The organism is Pedobacter sp. NJ-S-72 (assembly GCF_053890575.1).
Genome location: NZ_CM132681.1, coordinates 182492 through 196796 on the forward strand (window position 1 = coordinate 182492; position 14305 = coordinate 196796).

At 38.0% G+C, this 14305-nt stretch carries 12 protein-coding genes and 4 pseudogenes; 7 read left to right on the forward strand and 9 right to left on the reverse strand.

Annotation, left to right across the window (positions count from 1 at the left end; translation table 11 throughout):
• Nucleotides 1-15 precede the first annotated feature (15 nt).
• From ACWYN3_RS01350 to ACWYN3_RS01360, 3 genes are read right to left on the reverse strand one after another with little or no spacing between them, the layout of a single operon-like run.
• Nucleotides 16-162: a hypothetical protein gene (locus ACWYN3_RS01350; protein WP_456222831.1), complete on the reverse strand. Its 147-nt coding sequence runs from the start codon at nucleotides 160-162 to the stop codon at nucleotides 16-18.
• Entirely contained in the window at nucleotides 159-575 is a 417-nt protein-coding gene (locus tag ACWYN3_RS01355) for a J domain-containing protein (RefSeq protein ID WP_456219529.1), read from the reverse strand. Before ACWYN3_RS01355 ends, ACWYN3_RS01350 begins: the two co-directional genes overlap by 4 nt.
• Complete coding sequence (locus ACWYN3_RS01360) at nucleotides 500-901, reverse strand: DnaJ domain-containing protein (protein WP_456219530.1); 402 nt, start codon at nucleotides 899-901, stop codon at nucleotides 500-502. Before ACWYN3_RS01360 ends, ACWYN3_RS01355 begins: the two co-directional genes overlap by 76 nt.
• A gap of 185 nt (nucleotides 902-1086) precedes the next feature.
• Here ACWYN3_RS01360 and ACWYN3_RS01365 point away from each other — a divergent pair, with 185 nt between their 5' ends.
• The 4 genes from ACWYN3_RS01365 (at nucleotide 1087) to ACWYN3_RS01380 (ending at nucleotide 3040) form a co-directional block, all read left to right on the forward strand.
• Complete coding sequence (locus tag ACWYN3_RS01365; protein ID WP_456219531.1) at nucleotides 1087-1698, forward strand: hypothetical protein; 612 nt, start codon at nucleotides 1087-1089, stop codon at nucleotides 1696-1698.
• A gap of 320 nt (nucleotides 1699-2018) precedes the next feature.
• Nucleotides 2019-2249, forward strand: coding sequence for a LacI family DNA-binding transcriptional regulator (locus ACWYN3_RS01370; protein WP_456219532.1), 231 nt, complete (start codon nucleotides 2019-2021; stop codon nucleotides 2247-2249).
• A complete protein-coding gene (locus ACWYN3_RS01375) occupies nucleotides 2182-2700 on the forward strand; it encodes a substrate-binding domain-containing protein (protein ID WP_456219533.1) in 519 nt (172 codons plus the stop codon). The genes ACWYN3_RS01370 and ACWYN3_RS01375 overlap by 68 nt, the downstream gene beginning before the upstream one ends.
• A complete protein-coding gene (locus ACWYN3_RS01380) occupies nucleotides 2687-3040 on the forward strand; it encodes a substrate-binding domain-containing protein (protein ID WP_456219534.1) in 354 nt (117 codons plus the stop codon). Before ACWYN3_RS01375 ends, ACWYN3_RS01380 begins: the two co-directional genes overlap by 14 nt.
• 91 nt (nucleotides 3041-3131) lie before the next feature.
• Here the strand turns inward: ACWYN3_RS01380 and ACWYN3_RS01385 are convergent.
• Nucleotides 3132-4871, reverse strand: a pseudogene (locus ACWYN3_RS01385) (phospho-sugar mutase).
• Nucleotides 4872-5140: 269 nt separating this feature from the next.
• On the opposite strand from ACWYN3_RS01385, the pseudogene ACWYN3_RS01390 reads away from it, so the two are divergent.
• Together ACWYN3_RS01390 and lysA are read left to right on the forward strand one after the other, a co-directional pair.
• Nucleotides 5141-6459: pseudogene (locus ACWYN3_RS01390) on the forward strand (aspartate kinase).
• 186 nt (nucleotides 6460-6645) lie between these two features.
• Nucleotides 6646-7799 (forward strand): annotated as a pseudogene (gene lysA, locus ACWYN3_RS01395) (diaminopimelate decarboxylase).
• 698 nt (nucleotides 7800-8497) lie between these two features.
• On the opposite strand, the gene ACWYN3_RS01400 reads toward lysA, so the two are convergent.
• Nucleotides 8498-8722: a hypothetical protein gene (locus ACWYN3_RS01400; RefSeq protein WP_456219535.1), complete on the reverse strand. Its 225-nt coding sequence runs from the start codon at nucleotides 8720-8722 to the stop codon at nucleotides 8498-8500.
• On the reverse strand, nucleotides 8694-9806 hold the full coding sequence (locus ACWYN3_RS01405) for a M12 family metallopeptidase (protein ID WP_456219536.1): 1113 nt from the start codon (nucleotides 9804-9806) through the stop codon (nucleotides 8694-8696). The genes ACWYN3_RS01400 and ACWYN3_RS01405 overlap by 29 nt, the downstream gene beginning before the upstream one ends.
• Nucleotides 9807-10174: 368 nt before the next feature.
• Here ACWYN3_RS01405 and ACWYN3_RS01410 point away from each other — a divergent pair, with 368 nt between their 5' ends.
• On the forward strand, nucleotides 10175-10930 hold the full coding sequence (locus tag ACWYN3_RS01410) for a TolB family protein (RefSeq protein ID WP_456219537.1): 756 nt from the start codon (nucleotides 10175-10177) through the stop codon (nucleotides 10928-10930).
• A 214-nt stretch (nucleotides 10931-11144) separates the two neighbouring features.
• Here the strand turns inward: ACWYN3_RS01410 and ACWYN3_RS01415 are convergent, their stop codons facing one another.
• From ACWYN3_RS01415 to ACWYN3_RS01425, 3 genes and pseudogenes are all read right to left on the reverse strand, one after another.
• Nucleotides 11145-11972 carry an ion transporter gene (locus tag ACWYN3_RS01415; protein WP_456219538.1) on the reverse strand — a complete coding sequence of 276 codons (828 nt, stop codon included), beginning with the start codon at nucleotides 11970-11972 and terminating at the stop codon, nucleotides 11145-11147.
• 571 nt (nucleotides 11973-12543) lie between these two features.
• Nucleotides 12544-12927 carry an SRPBCC domain-containing protein gene (locus ACWYN3_RS01420; RefSeq protein WP_456219539.1) on the reverse strand — a complete coding sequence of 128 codons (384 nt, stop codon included), beginning with the start codon at nucleotides 12925-12927 and terminating at the stop codon, nucleotides 12544-12546.
• A gap of 53 nt (nucleotides 12928-12980) precedes the next feature.
• Nucleotides 12981-14173: pseudogene (locus tag ACWYN3_RS01425) on the reverse strand (acyl-CoA dehydrogenase family protein).
• Nucleotides 14174-14305 lie beyond the last annotated feature (132 nt).

Consider the following 14305-nt stretch of genomic DNA (forward strand, 5'->3'; position numbering starts at 1 on the left):
TGATGAATTATTCTATTACATTGACAACTCCTGTAATTGTTTGAAAAGGTCTATTTGTTTTTCAGTAAGGCTTACAGGTATATTAACAGTATAAGTTATAAAAAGATTTCCAAATTCTCCATCTTTCTTGTAAACAGGGAACCCTTTGCCTTTCAGTCTTATTTTTGTGCCGTTTTGTGTGTGCCTGCAGGAACTTTTAGTTTTACTTTACCACTTAAGGTATCTATCATGGCTTCTCCACCCAGAGCAGCCGTATAAAGGTCTATTTCTTTGATCAGGTAAAGATCGTCGCCAATTCTTTTAAATACGGCGTCATCAGCAATGGTAATGGTAATAAAAAGATCTCCGGAAGGTCCGCTGTTTACACCCGGGCTGCCCTGACCTTTAAGTTTAATTACCTGGCCATTTGAAATCCCGGCAGGAATAGTTATTCTTAGATTTTTACCGTTAACGGTTATCGTTGGTTTATGTGTTTCAGCAGCTTCTCTGAAATTGATTTTTAGTTCAGCCTGTAAATCCTGGCCCTTGAATCTTGCATTATTTCTTTGCTGTCTGCCACCACCTCCACCGAACATTGATTCAAAGAAGTCTGAGAAATCTCCTCCGCCAAAATCAGCTGAGCCACCACCAAATCCTCCGCCGAAGCCGCCCGAACTGCCTCTTCTGCCACCGCCCAGGGATTACCTCCTTGTTGCTGGGCCTGATCTGCATGTTTCCAGTTTTCGCCGTATTCGTCGTATTTCTTGCGTTTATCAGGATCACTCAAAGCCTCATTAGCTTCATTGATTTGCTGAAATAGTTTATTCGCTTCTTTGTCTTTGGGGTTTAAATCAGGATGATATTTACGTGCAAGTTTCCTGTACGCTTTCTTTATCTCTTCCTGCGTTGCCTTCTTATCCACGCCAAGGACTTTGTAATAATCAATGTATGCCATATAAACTAGATATCAATGTGCAAATTTAAGGTTTATATAGATAACAATGCGGAATTGATTTTGAATAACCTTTATGTTAAATAATACTATCGATGTACATGAACTGATATTTATTTATAAATTGCTTTTAAATTACTTAAATCAATAATTATATGAAAAAAATTCTATTATCCGGATGCGCATTACTTGCTTTTTCCTTAAACACGTTTGCTCAAATGGATACACTCTATTCAAATAATCAAAAAATACCTTGTACGATTAAAGAAGTAACGGAAGAAGGTGTTAAATTTAGTCATCCTAATGAAGATCTCGTTAATTCAGTCTATAAGAATAGTGTGCAAAAAATAGTTTTTAAAAGTGGCCGTGTGCAGGTTTTTACAGAAGCTTCTTCTTTTAAAATTGTAAGTGATGTCAGGGAATTTGATAATGTAACTGTTACCGCAGTTGAAAGCGAAGTTAAAGGGCTTTATAAAATTGGTGATGTAAGTTCTAAGGCCAAAGGAACGACAGGCTTTTCTAACCAGGAACGTGTAAAAGAACGTGCGTACCGCAAGCTTAAAATACAGGCAGCAATGATGGGTGCGAATATCGTCTATTTAACTAATCAGCGTACAGAAGGAAATAAGGCTGGTGGTTATTTCCAGGCTGGTTCAACAGCAGAAACAAATCTTACAGGTGTCTCTTATTGTAATGTTGTTCCAAGTCCATCAGATTTCAAAAATCTTGTAAATAGCCGCAAAATTTTTACTACTTACCTTAAGTGAATATAGACTAGGAGGCAGTTCAAGTGATTATAGCTTTAAAGAGTTGGTTAAGAATTTCACGATAGCTAATATTCGTAATGATAACGGTATTATTACAATTGAAGGAGAGCTGGAAGGATTATCAGAATTTAATCAATTCAGATTGGTAGGGGTGAGTACAGACCATTTTAACATATTTTATCGTGATAAAAGCACTGTTTACAACATAAGCGTCAAGTTTTAATTGGCTATGATAAAATAAAATATTGGGAAGACTGTTGAGACTGTTTCATTAATAGTTTTTATTTTTCTAGCTTGGTCATCTAAACATAAAAAATAAAATGAAACCCCTCTCTATAAAGGATATCGCAAAGAAGGCTAACGTATCTATTACTACTGTCTCTTTCATATTGAATGGTAAAGCAGAGAAAATGCGGATCAGCCAGGACATGATCGCAAAAGTCGAGGCGATTATTAAAGAAGTAGGCTTCAAACCAAACCAGGTTGCAAGCAAGAAGTCTGCGTACAGGAAATACGAATACAATCGGATTGATTGTAGAGGATATTTCTAATCCATTTTTTGCTGCCATAGCAAGATTGATTGAGGACAAAGCGTATAAGCATGGTTATAAGATTATTTATTCCAGCACCGAAAACAATCTGGAGAAGGCGAAAGGCCTGATCAAGATGTTTAAATCAAGACAGGTAGACGGTTATATCATTGCCCCGATGGTGGGTATGGAAGAAGATATCCGTGAACTATTGTCTGATCGTACTCCGGTAGTCGTGTTTGACCGTCATTTACCAGGACTGGAAGTAAGCAGTGTTTTGGTAGACAATATAAAAGGTACTTATATGGCTACTGATTCTTTAATCCATCAAGGAATGAAGAACATTGCTTTTGTGACTGTCGATGTTGACGTAGAACAGATTAAAGATCGTTATAAAGGTTATGAGCAGGCGCTCAAAGCAAATAAAATCAAAATAAATAAAAAGCTTTGCAAACTGATTGATTTCATTTAGCAATACTGCCGATGAAACTACTACTGAGCTAACTAAGTTCTTTACGGATAATCCAGAGATTGATGCGGTTCTTTTTGCAACGAATTATCTGGCAGTAAGAGGTTTATTTAGTTTTAGACAAATGAATAAGCAATTGAATGCAACGTTTAAAGTTATTGCTTATGATGACCATGATATTTTCAAGCTGCATTCTCCAACAATCAGTGCTGTAGATCAGCCGATCGAGGAAATTGCTGAAAACGTGATTAATTTTGTCTTAAAGGAGCTTGCCGGTGTTGGTTCTTTTGAAAAAAAGGAATTAAACAATATAGTATTAGCTTCAAGACTGATCGAAAGATAAAAGAAACACAATTGATAATCAGAGTTGATTAAACAAAAAAAGCGGAAGGTCTCCCGATCTTCCGCTTTTTTTATTGATGAATAAAGCTTGTTTAAGCTTGTAAATCTTCCATCAGAGATTTTATTTTAGCGCCTAATTCAGCATCGACTGTTTTGAATTGTGCTTTATCTGCCAGCGGTGCATTTACACTGCAATAGAACTTAATCTTAGGCTCTGTACCTGAAGGGCGCGCTGAAACAATACTTCCGTCTTCTGTAATAAATTGTAATACGTCAGATTTAGGGAAATCAAGTTTAGTTTTCTCTTTAGTGTCTAAATCAGTTTCTATACCTAATTCATAATCTTTTAAAGTTTTTACTTTAGAACCTCCAAGAACCAATGGTGGATTGTTTCTGAATTTCTCCATCATCGCCTTGATTTCTTCAGCACCGCTTTTTCCTTTTTTAGTCAGAGAAACCAGTTCTTCTTTATATAAACCGTATTCTACAAACATATCCAGCATTGCATTGTATAAACTGCTGCCTTTATCTTTATAGAAAGCTGTCATTTCAGCAATGAAAGCACATGAAATGATTGCATCTTTATCTCTTACCAGTTCGCCGATAAGGTAGCCGTAGCTCTCTTCGCCACCACCAATAAAGGTTTTTTTACCCTTGCAGGCTGGTAATCAGGTGACCAATATGTTTAAAGCCCGTTAAGGTGTTATAACACTCAACGTTTTTAGCTTTTGCGATTTCTTCTACCAGGTTAGTGGTCACAACTGTTTTAACGATATATTGATTACCATCCAGTTTTCCTTTTTCCTGCCATGCAGTAAGCAGGTAGTTAATTAATAAACTTCCGGTCTGATTTCCATTCAGCAAGACAAATTCGCCATCGTTATTTTTAACTGCAATACCTACTCTGTCTGCATCAGGATCTGTTGCCAGAACTAAATCGGCATCAATTTCCTTAGCTTTATTTAAAGCCAGCGTCATTGCTTCTTTTTCTTCTGGATTAGGGTAAACAACCGTAGGGAAGTTTCCGTCTGGTGTACTTTGTTCTTTAACCAATGTTAAATTGGTGAAACCGAATTGTGCCAGTGCTTTAGGAACCAAAGTAATACCTGTACCATGAATAGGAGAGTATACTATTTTAAGATCTTTCTGTCTCTTGCTATGGCTTCAGGAGAAACTGAAAGCTCAGTGATTTTATCAAGATATAAAGTATCAATTTCTTCACCTATCAGTTCAATAAGCTGCTCATTGCGCTCAAATTTAACTTCATCGATGCTTTTGATATTTGCTACTTCGTCCATGACCATGGTGTCATCAGGAGAAGTAAACTGTCCTCCATCTGCGCCATAAGCTTTATATCCATTATATTCTTTTGGGTTATGTGAAGCAGTCAGCATTACTCCGCTACGGCATCCTAAATGTCTGATTGCAAATGAAAGCTCAGGAGTAGGACGCAATTCTTTAAAGAAATATACGTGGATTCCATTAGCTGAAAATACATCGGCAGTTATCTTAGCGAAGAAGTCAGATTTGTTTCTGCTGTCATGTGCTATAGCTACTTTAATTTTTTCTCCAGGATATTTCTTTAGTAAATAATTGCTCAGGCCTTGTGTAGCTGTACCAATTGTGTATTTATTTATTCTGTTAGAAGAACCAGCTCCCATAATTCCACGAAGTCCGCCTGTCCCAAATTCAAGACTTCTGTAAAAAGCATCTACTAATTCTGTGGAGGCTTCACTATCGATTAGTTTTTGGATTTCTTCTTTTGTTTGTTGATCATAATTGCCACTAAGCCACTCGTTAATGGTGTTTTGTATTGCTGCTTCTAATTGCATGTTCTCCGTTAATATTTGAATTATTCTGGTCTATAAACAAAAAAACAGGCATGGATGTTTTTATTAAGCCAAATTAAAAAGGCTGTTCTACCATAAAAAAATCCCCTCTCCAAATTTAATTTTGTATATATAATGATTATTAAGCGCGTTTTATTAATTTCACGCCCCAATGCAATTATATACCAAATTAATTGAATTAAAAATATCTGCTACAAATAAAATTAACTGTGGCAGTAATTTCCATTTAATTATTAACCCAATTTAAAAAAATGAAGATATTAAAGTTTGGCGGGACTTCTGTTGGGAGCCCTGAACGGATGACTAAAAATTGCTATATTATCAATCCGGCTGAAGAGCAAATTGTAGTTTTATCAGCGGTGTCTGGTACAACCAATAGTTTAGTGGAAATTTCGAACAAACTTTTAAAGGAAGATAAACAGGGGGCGTTAATTTTAATTAACGCCCTAAATCAAAAATATAATGAATTTGTAATTGAACTTCTTCCTGACGGAGATTTCCGTGAGCAGGGACAAGAAGTAGTGGATTATCATTTTCAGTTTTTAGCTTCATTGGCGAATGATATTTTTACGCCAATTGAAGAGAAAGTAGTCTTAGCGCAGGGTGAATTATTATCAACTACACTTTACCATATTTATCTGAAATCTATCGGTGTGCCTTCTGTGTTATTGGCTGCACTTGATTTTATGAAAATTGATGAGGATAATGAACCTGATATTCCTTATGCTACTGCTAACCTTAAACCTTTGCTGGAAAAACATCAGGGAAATAAATTATTTATTACGCAGGGTTTTATTTGCCGAACAGCAGCTCGGTCGGTGAGGTTGACAACCTGCGCCGTGGCGGAAGTGACTATACGGCTTCTCTGATTGGTGCTGCAATTTTGGCGGAAGAAGTACAGATCTGGACTGATATCGATGGAATGCATAATAATGATCCGAGGATTGTAAAGGGGACAAAACCAATTTCTCATCTTTCTTTTGATGAGGCTGCGGAGCTTGCTTATTTCGGAGCTAAAATCCTTCATCCTCAATCGGTATTCCCGGCACAGAAATATAAAATTCCTGTGCGCCTGCTGAATACAATGGAGCCTTCTGCTGCGGGAACATTGATTTCTTCGGAAAGTGAAAAAGGTAAAATTAAGTCTATCGCTGCGAAAGATGGTATCATTGCGATTAAGATCCAGTCGAGCAGAATGCTGCTTGCTTATGGTTTCTTAAGAAGGGTATTCGAGATCTTTGAGCGTTATAAGACACCGATTGATATGATTACTACTTCGGAGGTGGCGGTTTCTTTAACAATAGATTTTACAGATAATCTTGATAAGATCGTTGAAGAATTACATGCTTTCGGTTCTGTGGAACTGGACAGAGAGCAGACGATTGTTTGTGTAGTGGGTGATTTTGGTGCAAGTAAGCATGGCTTTGCTTCCAGAGTACTGGATTCTATCAAACATATTCCAATCAGAATGATCTCTTATGGGGGCAGTAATTATAATATCTCTTTATTAATTAATACGGGAGATAAAACAGAGGTATTGAGAAGTTTACATAACCGTATTTTTGAATAAAAAACGGATTATCTCTTTTTGAGATAAGTGAGGACGGCTATAACAAGAAATAAGAGTGCGATAAAGAGCCTGACTCTTCTGTCGTATTCTTTTTTGCTGATTTTCTGACGCTGAAGATCGAAATAGTTGCCCATGTAAATCAACATCATTCCAATTAGACAAAATACAATAAGATATTTAAACATTATGTTTTCTAACAAAGATATAGCACAGTTTGCAGATTTAGAAACGCCTTTCTTTATTATGACCTTAGTTTATTACAGCGCAGCCTAAGTGCTTGTGCTGATGCGGCTAAAGTTTATGATTTTCATGTGCATTACGCCATGAAGGCAAATTTTAATGATACACTGCTGAAAAAAATTAAAGAAGCGGGTCTGGGTGCGGATTGTGTAAGCGGCAACGAGGTGAAGAAGGCTATTGAAATAGGTTTCGACAAGAAGCAGGTAGTGTTTGCCGGGGTTGGGAAATCGGACAAGGAAATTAATGAGGCGCTGGATCTGGATATTTTCTGCTTTAATGTAGAGTCTGTTCAGGAATTAGAGGTGATCAATGAGCTTGCCGGAAAGAAGGGTAAAGTGGCAAAGGTTGCCATCCGTATTAATCCTAATGTGGATGCACATACACATCATAATATTACAACTGGCCTGGATGAAAATAAATTCGGGGTAAATTCATGGGATTTACCTGATTGTGCGGAGGCTTTAAAGGCTTCTGCAAATTTGGAGTTCATGGGAATACATTTTCATATTGGCTCTCAGATCACAAATCTTGATGTGTATAAGAATCTTTGTGTACGGATCAACGAGTTTGCGAAATGGTTTGAAGAGCGTGGGTTTATGGTAAAGGTGTTGAATGTAGGTGGTGGACTGGGGATTGATTACCAGAACCCTGAACAACAGATTCCTGACTTTACGGCGTACTTTAAAATCTTTAATGACTTTTTAGAGAAAAGACCTAATCAGGAAGTTCACTTTGAACTTGGACGGGCGATTGTTGGTCAGTGTTCTTCACTGATTAGCAGAGTGCTTTATGTGAAGAATGGTAAGAATAAGAACTTTATTATACTTGATGCCGGGATGACAGAATTGATGAGACCTGCGCTGTATCAGGCTTATCACCAGATTGAAAATCTGAGTAAACAGAATGGGGAAGTGGCGGTTAAGTATGACGTGGTTGGACCGATATGCGAGAGCACAGATTGCTTTGGGAAGGAAGTGCTTTTGCAGGAGACAAAAAGGGGCGATTTAGTGGCGATAAGGAGTACTGGGGCTTATGGTGAAGTGATGAGTTCACACTATAATCTGAGGGAAAATGTGAGGGTGGCTTATAGTACGGTGTAAGTTTCTCCAACAATAGCAAAAAAAGCAATAGGCTATATGCTGGCTACGTTCCCTCTTTGAGGGCCCTGATGCCAGCATATAGCCTATTGCTTTTTTTGCTGTATGGGGTTGCAGGATGGTTTTTTTACACCGCGCTAAAAGGCACCACTCGCATTTCAATCCAGATTTAGGTGTGAAGATGGTGGTTGGTTGCTGGGAGGCGAAACTGTTTGGAGGTGAAAAGTGAGGAGTTGTTTGTTTGGAGGCGAAACTGTTGGGATGTTTTAGTATTCTTGTTATGGCTGAATTTTAGAAAAGGCCAATTTATATTATAGCGAATGAAAGATAGAAATACCCGCGCATCTTCTTATGCCTACGCATCATTGGTTCAGTTTTTTTTTTTATTTTCTCTTTTATGGAATTTATGATGGGACTCAATGGTTTTTTTTTTGGGTTTCCTGGGAGGAATGTTTCTTTTGTTTTTAATGATTGGGGCATTTATTGGATCTGTTGTCAGTGCGGTTGTTTCTGTAGCGATTAAGAAGAATAGGTTAGGCTGGATCATGTGTGTAATTATTGGACTCTTCATTTCTTTAGCGGTATATGACAAAATGGGATACTAAAGGTCTTAATTCTTATACTGTTTGTATGTTTTTATAAAATCAATATGCAGGCTGTTTTAAGACCTGCATATTTGTTTTATTGGATTAAACTTGATGTTATTGTACTTTTTTAAGCTTCCATTGCTGAGGCTCTTTACTGGTAAATTTGGAGATTTTTGTACGGGCGTGGTTAATACTGGTATCGGCCTGTACGTCTACGTCTAAACTGCTTTTATTGTCAGTTTTATTGATGAAACGGAAATAACCGGCAGTATAGGTTGGTACTATTCTCCATAACTGGCCATCTGATTCATCAGCATTGCTGATTTTGAACAGAGTCAAGGTTCTTTGCAAGTTGTTTCGTTTTTAAGTGTTGTGGGATTAACTTGTAATAACCGTCTCTTACATGTTTAACTTCCCATTTTTGATTTAGGTTATTGCTGTCGACTGCTATGGTAACTTTATTACCTTTTCCATCCACCTGCAGGTCTTTTCCGGTTGCATGTTTGGCCTCTATTTCGTAGATGCCGTCTGTAGTGTACGTTGTTATGTTGTACTTGTATTTGATGCCCAGGATATCTGTTTGTGTAAGGTTTGCTCTGTTGTTTACCCAGCCTGTTCCATCTAATTTGGTTAATATCCCGGTTTGACTTGGGTACATCATAATGGAGCTGTAGTCAAATGGGCCCACACCTATGGCATCTGACTTAATTAAGTACTGGTACGGCCAGGTTCCTGTTAGGGTTGAAGTGTTAACAATGGTAAATAAATCACGATCTGAACGGGTTTGTTCATGTTGCAAGCCCAGGGCATGGCCTATCTCATGGGCAACGTTACCAGCTTTCCATCCTGCTTTTTTAGAGGGATCGATCGAAAGTTCTAATCTACCGCCAACTTTTCCAATACCACGAGTGAAGGCACTACCATCACTATTTTGCGTTAATTCAATATAATCACGATGCACTACGTCATTGCTGTCAATGGCAATAAATTGTAAGTCTAAACCGGCGTCGGTCCACATCTTAGTGGCGGAATTCCACATGGTTATTAAATTAGCTGGTATACCTTTGGCAAATTTGTAGTAAACGATCTTTCCTGGCCACATATTGCCGTCTACTGTACTTTCTGTTCTGGGCTCGCCTGGCAGTGAAATGTCTTTTCTGTCCAATACAACATCTCCTTCAAAAAGATATCGTCCATTGTCAATTTCTATCAGATTGACAATGTTTCCACGGTAGAAAGCCTGGATAGTATTTCCACTTGTTTTAGGGTAGTAGGCTTCTGCTTTAACACCAGTTTCTGATGCCGAATTAAGGGGAGTGTTCTCAGGGGCGGCCGATTTTTTACAAGAGGAAAGTGTACCGATTGTAATCATCACAGCTGTTCCCAGCTTGAATGCCATTGGGGTTAATAATTTTCTTTTCATAGGTTTTTAAATAGGTTGATGTTACTAATTTATAATTATTGATGCTAAATCGTTTAAATATTACATGAAACGGTATTTTGCCTTGGTGAAAATGATATTTGGCCAGAATGAACAGGCGTTTAATTAAACAAAAATGCTTTTCCTATTACATCTATAACTGGATTATTCAGTAATCTTGAACCAAGTTTAACATTATAGATTATATCAAATACATAACATGAGATCGTTTAAATTCTTAATCCCGGCATTATCGCTTTTAGTAGTAGCTTGTAATTCTAATCCTAACTCTAATAATACCGAAACACCTAAAGTTGTTGATCATAAATTTGCTCTGGCTTATCAATTTGAAGGGAAAATAGTGGCAGCTAGTGCAGATACCTCAAAACAGAGATTTCTTTGGCGGTGCAACTGATCCGGCGATCTCTCCGGACGGGAATAAGTTAGCTTATACTGTGAGTGATAGTTTAAATAACCGGTCTATCTGGGTTGCAGATATGGTTAGTAAAAGTCAGGCTCAGTTAAACGTGAAAAATAAGAATTACTATCGCGCTATGTGGTCTCCTTCGGGGAACAAAATTGCTTTTAGCATTTTTAACAAAAAATCACTTTGGAAGGCAGGTGTGATTCAAACTGATAATTCTGGTTATATCTTATTGGATAGTACATCAAAGCTCAATGTTTACGCACCAACCTGGAAGAACGAAAATCAGCTTGTTGCTCAGGATCTTCAAAAACTTTACACATTTGACCTGACCGGGAAAATAGTGGAATCAGTAAATATCACCGATCTGATCGGAAAGGATTTCTCCATCGCCAGCAGTAATAATTTCTTTTACAGTAAGGACGGAAAGAAGCTAATATTTAATGCAGGTAATAAAGATGTTTTGGCAGGATTAACGGGGCCAAGTGAAGCAGTTTATGTTTTAGATCTTGCAACGAAACAAGTGAAAAGAATTTCTCCGGAAGGCGTTAATGTGCCGTCTTTATTTGTTACTGCAAATGATAAAGTTGTTTATAGTGGGATGGAGAAGCCCTTTGTAGTCTCAAAAATATATGCTACCGATTTAGAAGGAAGCGACATTAAAGTTATTGTGGATAAAGGAAATAATCCATCCGCTAATTAGCAATAGAGAGGCTATTTACAATCGCTGATTTGTATAGCTAATACAGGACTTGACAGAATCGGGTTGTGGTAGGTTTGGCATTTATGTTGGAAGGGGGTTGGAAGGGCGATTCGCCCTTCCAACCCCCTTCCAACATAAATCACTTATGCATGTTCGAGGCATCTCAGACTTATTAGTTATATTCTGATTAATACTATACTTATCTGGAAATAAATTATGGCTTCTCTGGCTCTTTTAATTCTTTTCCGCATCTGGAACAAAACCTTGCGTTTGCAGGATAAACCGGAGCATAACATACCGGACATTTTTCTTTAGCTTCATCTGTAGCTCTGGCCATTTCTACAGATACAATACCTGTAGGTACTGCAATAATGCCATAGCCGATAATCATGAGTATACTTGCCAGAAGCTGCCCCAGAGGGCTTTGTGGTGAAATATCGCCATAGCCAACAGTGGTAATCGTAACTATTGCCCAATAAATAGAAACAGGAATACTGGTGAAACCACTTGCATCTCCTTCAATAATATACATGAGTGTTCCTATGATAGTGACCAGGGTAACTACGCTAGCCAGGAATACTGTGATTTTATATAAGCTGTTTTTAAGTGCATTTCTTAATATATTTCCTTCACTTGTAAAACGGCTTAGTTTTAAGATCCGAAAAACTCTAAGTAATCTAAACGCACGAATAACAACCAGGTAATGTGCTCCTGCCAGAAACAGGCTCAGATAAGTTGGTAAAAAAGCAATAATATCTATGAGTCCATAAAAGCTGAAGATATACCTGGATGGTTTATCGCTGCTATAAATCCTAAGTGCGTATTCCAGCGTAAAGAATATAGTGAAAATCCATTCCACAATACGGATATAAATCAGGTATTGAGCCCTGAAACTAGCTACACTTTCCAGAAAAACAGACAGAATGCTTAATAAAATAACCCATAGCAAAACAAGATCAAATAATTTACCTGCCCTGGTATCTGATTTGAAGATGATGATGTAAAGCTTTTTTCTGAAGATGTCGTTAATTCTTATGGCCATGTATACAAGGTTAAGCTAATTTTGCATTTTCCAGAAATTAATAACCCTTAAATTACACATTTCTAAAGTCTTTTAGGGGCGTCTTCGTTACCTGCTTTTTTCTATAGTGCATTAATCTTGTTTTTACCGAATTTTTGGGTGAAGCGAATATCCACTCTACAGCTGTCCGTATTGATCGCCCGACGGGAACGATAGGGGGGGAGTCATTATAAGAAAAAAGTATCTAATCCGCTTACGGCTATATATCTAACTCACCAATAATGCTCTTTTTGCCCACCAACAATGCACTTTTAACTCACCAATATGCCCTTCTAACCCACCAACAATGCCCTTCTAACTCACCAACAATGCCCTTTTAACCCACCAACAATGCCCTTCTAACTCACCAACAATGCCCTTCTAACTCACCAACAATGCCCTTCTAACCCACCAACAATGCCCTTATGGAATGCAGATCTGAGGATTCTATAAAAAAACAAGACCGTGTGATTGCTGGCATCCGTTCCTAATATTGGAACGCGGCCAGCAATCACACGGTCTTGTTTTTTTATAATGACAGGTCTAAATGGAACTACTCTTCTTCGAAGAAATCCACCAATCCCCCCATGTAATACTCATTCAGCCCTGTTGTAAAATCCTCATAATCTTCATCAGGAATATTCGTTTGTACAAATTCCAGAGAAGTCCCCTTTTTGTCCACATGAAGTTTTATCGTTACAATAGAAGGCTCTCTTTCTTCACCAAAGTACCACTGCTGTACAATTTTTTTACCGTACTCGAACTCCAGGTTTTTTCCAGTAATATCTCCATCCCATAAAGAGAATTCTGTATCCGGCTCTTCCGTAAATTCCACTTCAGCACCAGTCCATAACTGTATACTTTGTGCTTTTGTCATTGCCAGATAAACCTCTTCAGGCGGAGCAGGAAGATAGTAGTATTTTTTAAAGGTCTTCATTTGTAGTCTATTGTTTATTATATAGTGGCCATGAAACAATCATAGCCTTTTTCTTATTTAAAAGCATTAATGCCCGTTACATCCATTCCTGTAATCAGTAAATGAATATCATGCGTACCTTCATAGGTAACAACCGATTCCAGGTTCATCATGTGGCGCATAATAGAATATTCACCTGTGATCCCCATTCCACCAAGCATTTGTCTCGCATTTCTGGCAACGTCAAGAGCAATTTCAACACTGTTTCTTTTCGCCATTGAAATTTGTTCAGCGGTAGCTCTCTGTTCTCACTTTTCAATACGCCCAGTCTCCAGACTAATAACTGGCCTTTAGTGATCTCAGTAATCATTTCAGCTAACTTTTTTTGCTGTAACTGGAAACCACCAATAGGTTTTCCGAACTGGATACGCTCTTTAGCATAACGTAAAGCTGTATCATAACAGTCCATTGCTGCACCCAAAGCACCCCATGCAATACCATATCTGGCCTGGTTTAAACAGCCTAACGGGCCTTTAAGACCAGAAATTTCCGGAAATATATTTTCCTTAGGAACTTTCACATTGTCAAAAACCAATTCACCTGTAGCAGAAGCACGAAGGCTCCATTTATTGTGTGTTTCCGGAGTAGAAAAACCTTCCATTCCACGTTCAACAACCATTCCTCTGATTTTTCCGGCTTCATCTTTCGCCCAAACTACAGCGATATCAGCAAAAGGAGCATTAGAGATCCACATTTTAGCACCATTTAGCAGGTAATGATCGCCTTTATCCTTGATATTGGTAACCATACCGCCAGGATCTGATCCGTGATCAGGCTCAGTTAAACCAAAACAGCCCATCATTTCTCCGGTAGCCAGTTTAGGTAAATATTTACGACGCTGCTCCTCAGAACCATAAGCATAAATAGGATACATCACTAAAGATCCCTGGACAGAAGCTGTAGAACGGATACCTGAGTCTCCACGTTCCAGTTCCTGCATTAAGATGCCATATGCGATATAATCCAATCCTGCGCCACCATATTCCACTGGAATAGTCGGGCCAAAGGCACCGATTTCACCCAGACCTTTGATTAAGTGTTTAGGAAATTCTGCTTTTTGTGCATAATCTTCTATCACCGGACTGATTTCTTTTTTTACCCAGTCACGAGCTGCCTGCCTTATCAGTTTGTGTTCTTCAGACAGTAATTCGTCTAACAGGTAATAATCCGGTGCTTCATAAAGGTCTTTCTTTCCTGATTTGTTCATGGTTTACAAATATTTGGTTGAGCTGGCTTTCTGCTTCGTGTCAATGTATAAATCTTTTCGTATTATTATATAACTATTATCCGAAGCCTGTTTTCAAAGGTAATAATTTCGTGTAATGGCTGGCTAAAACCA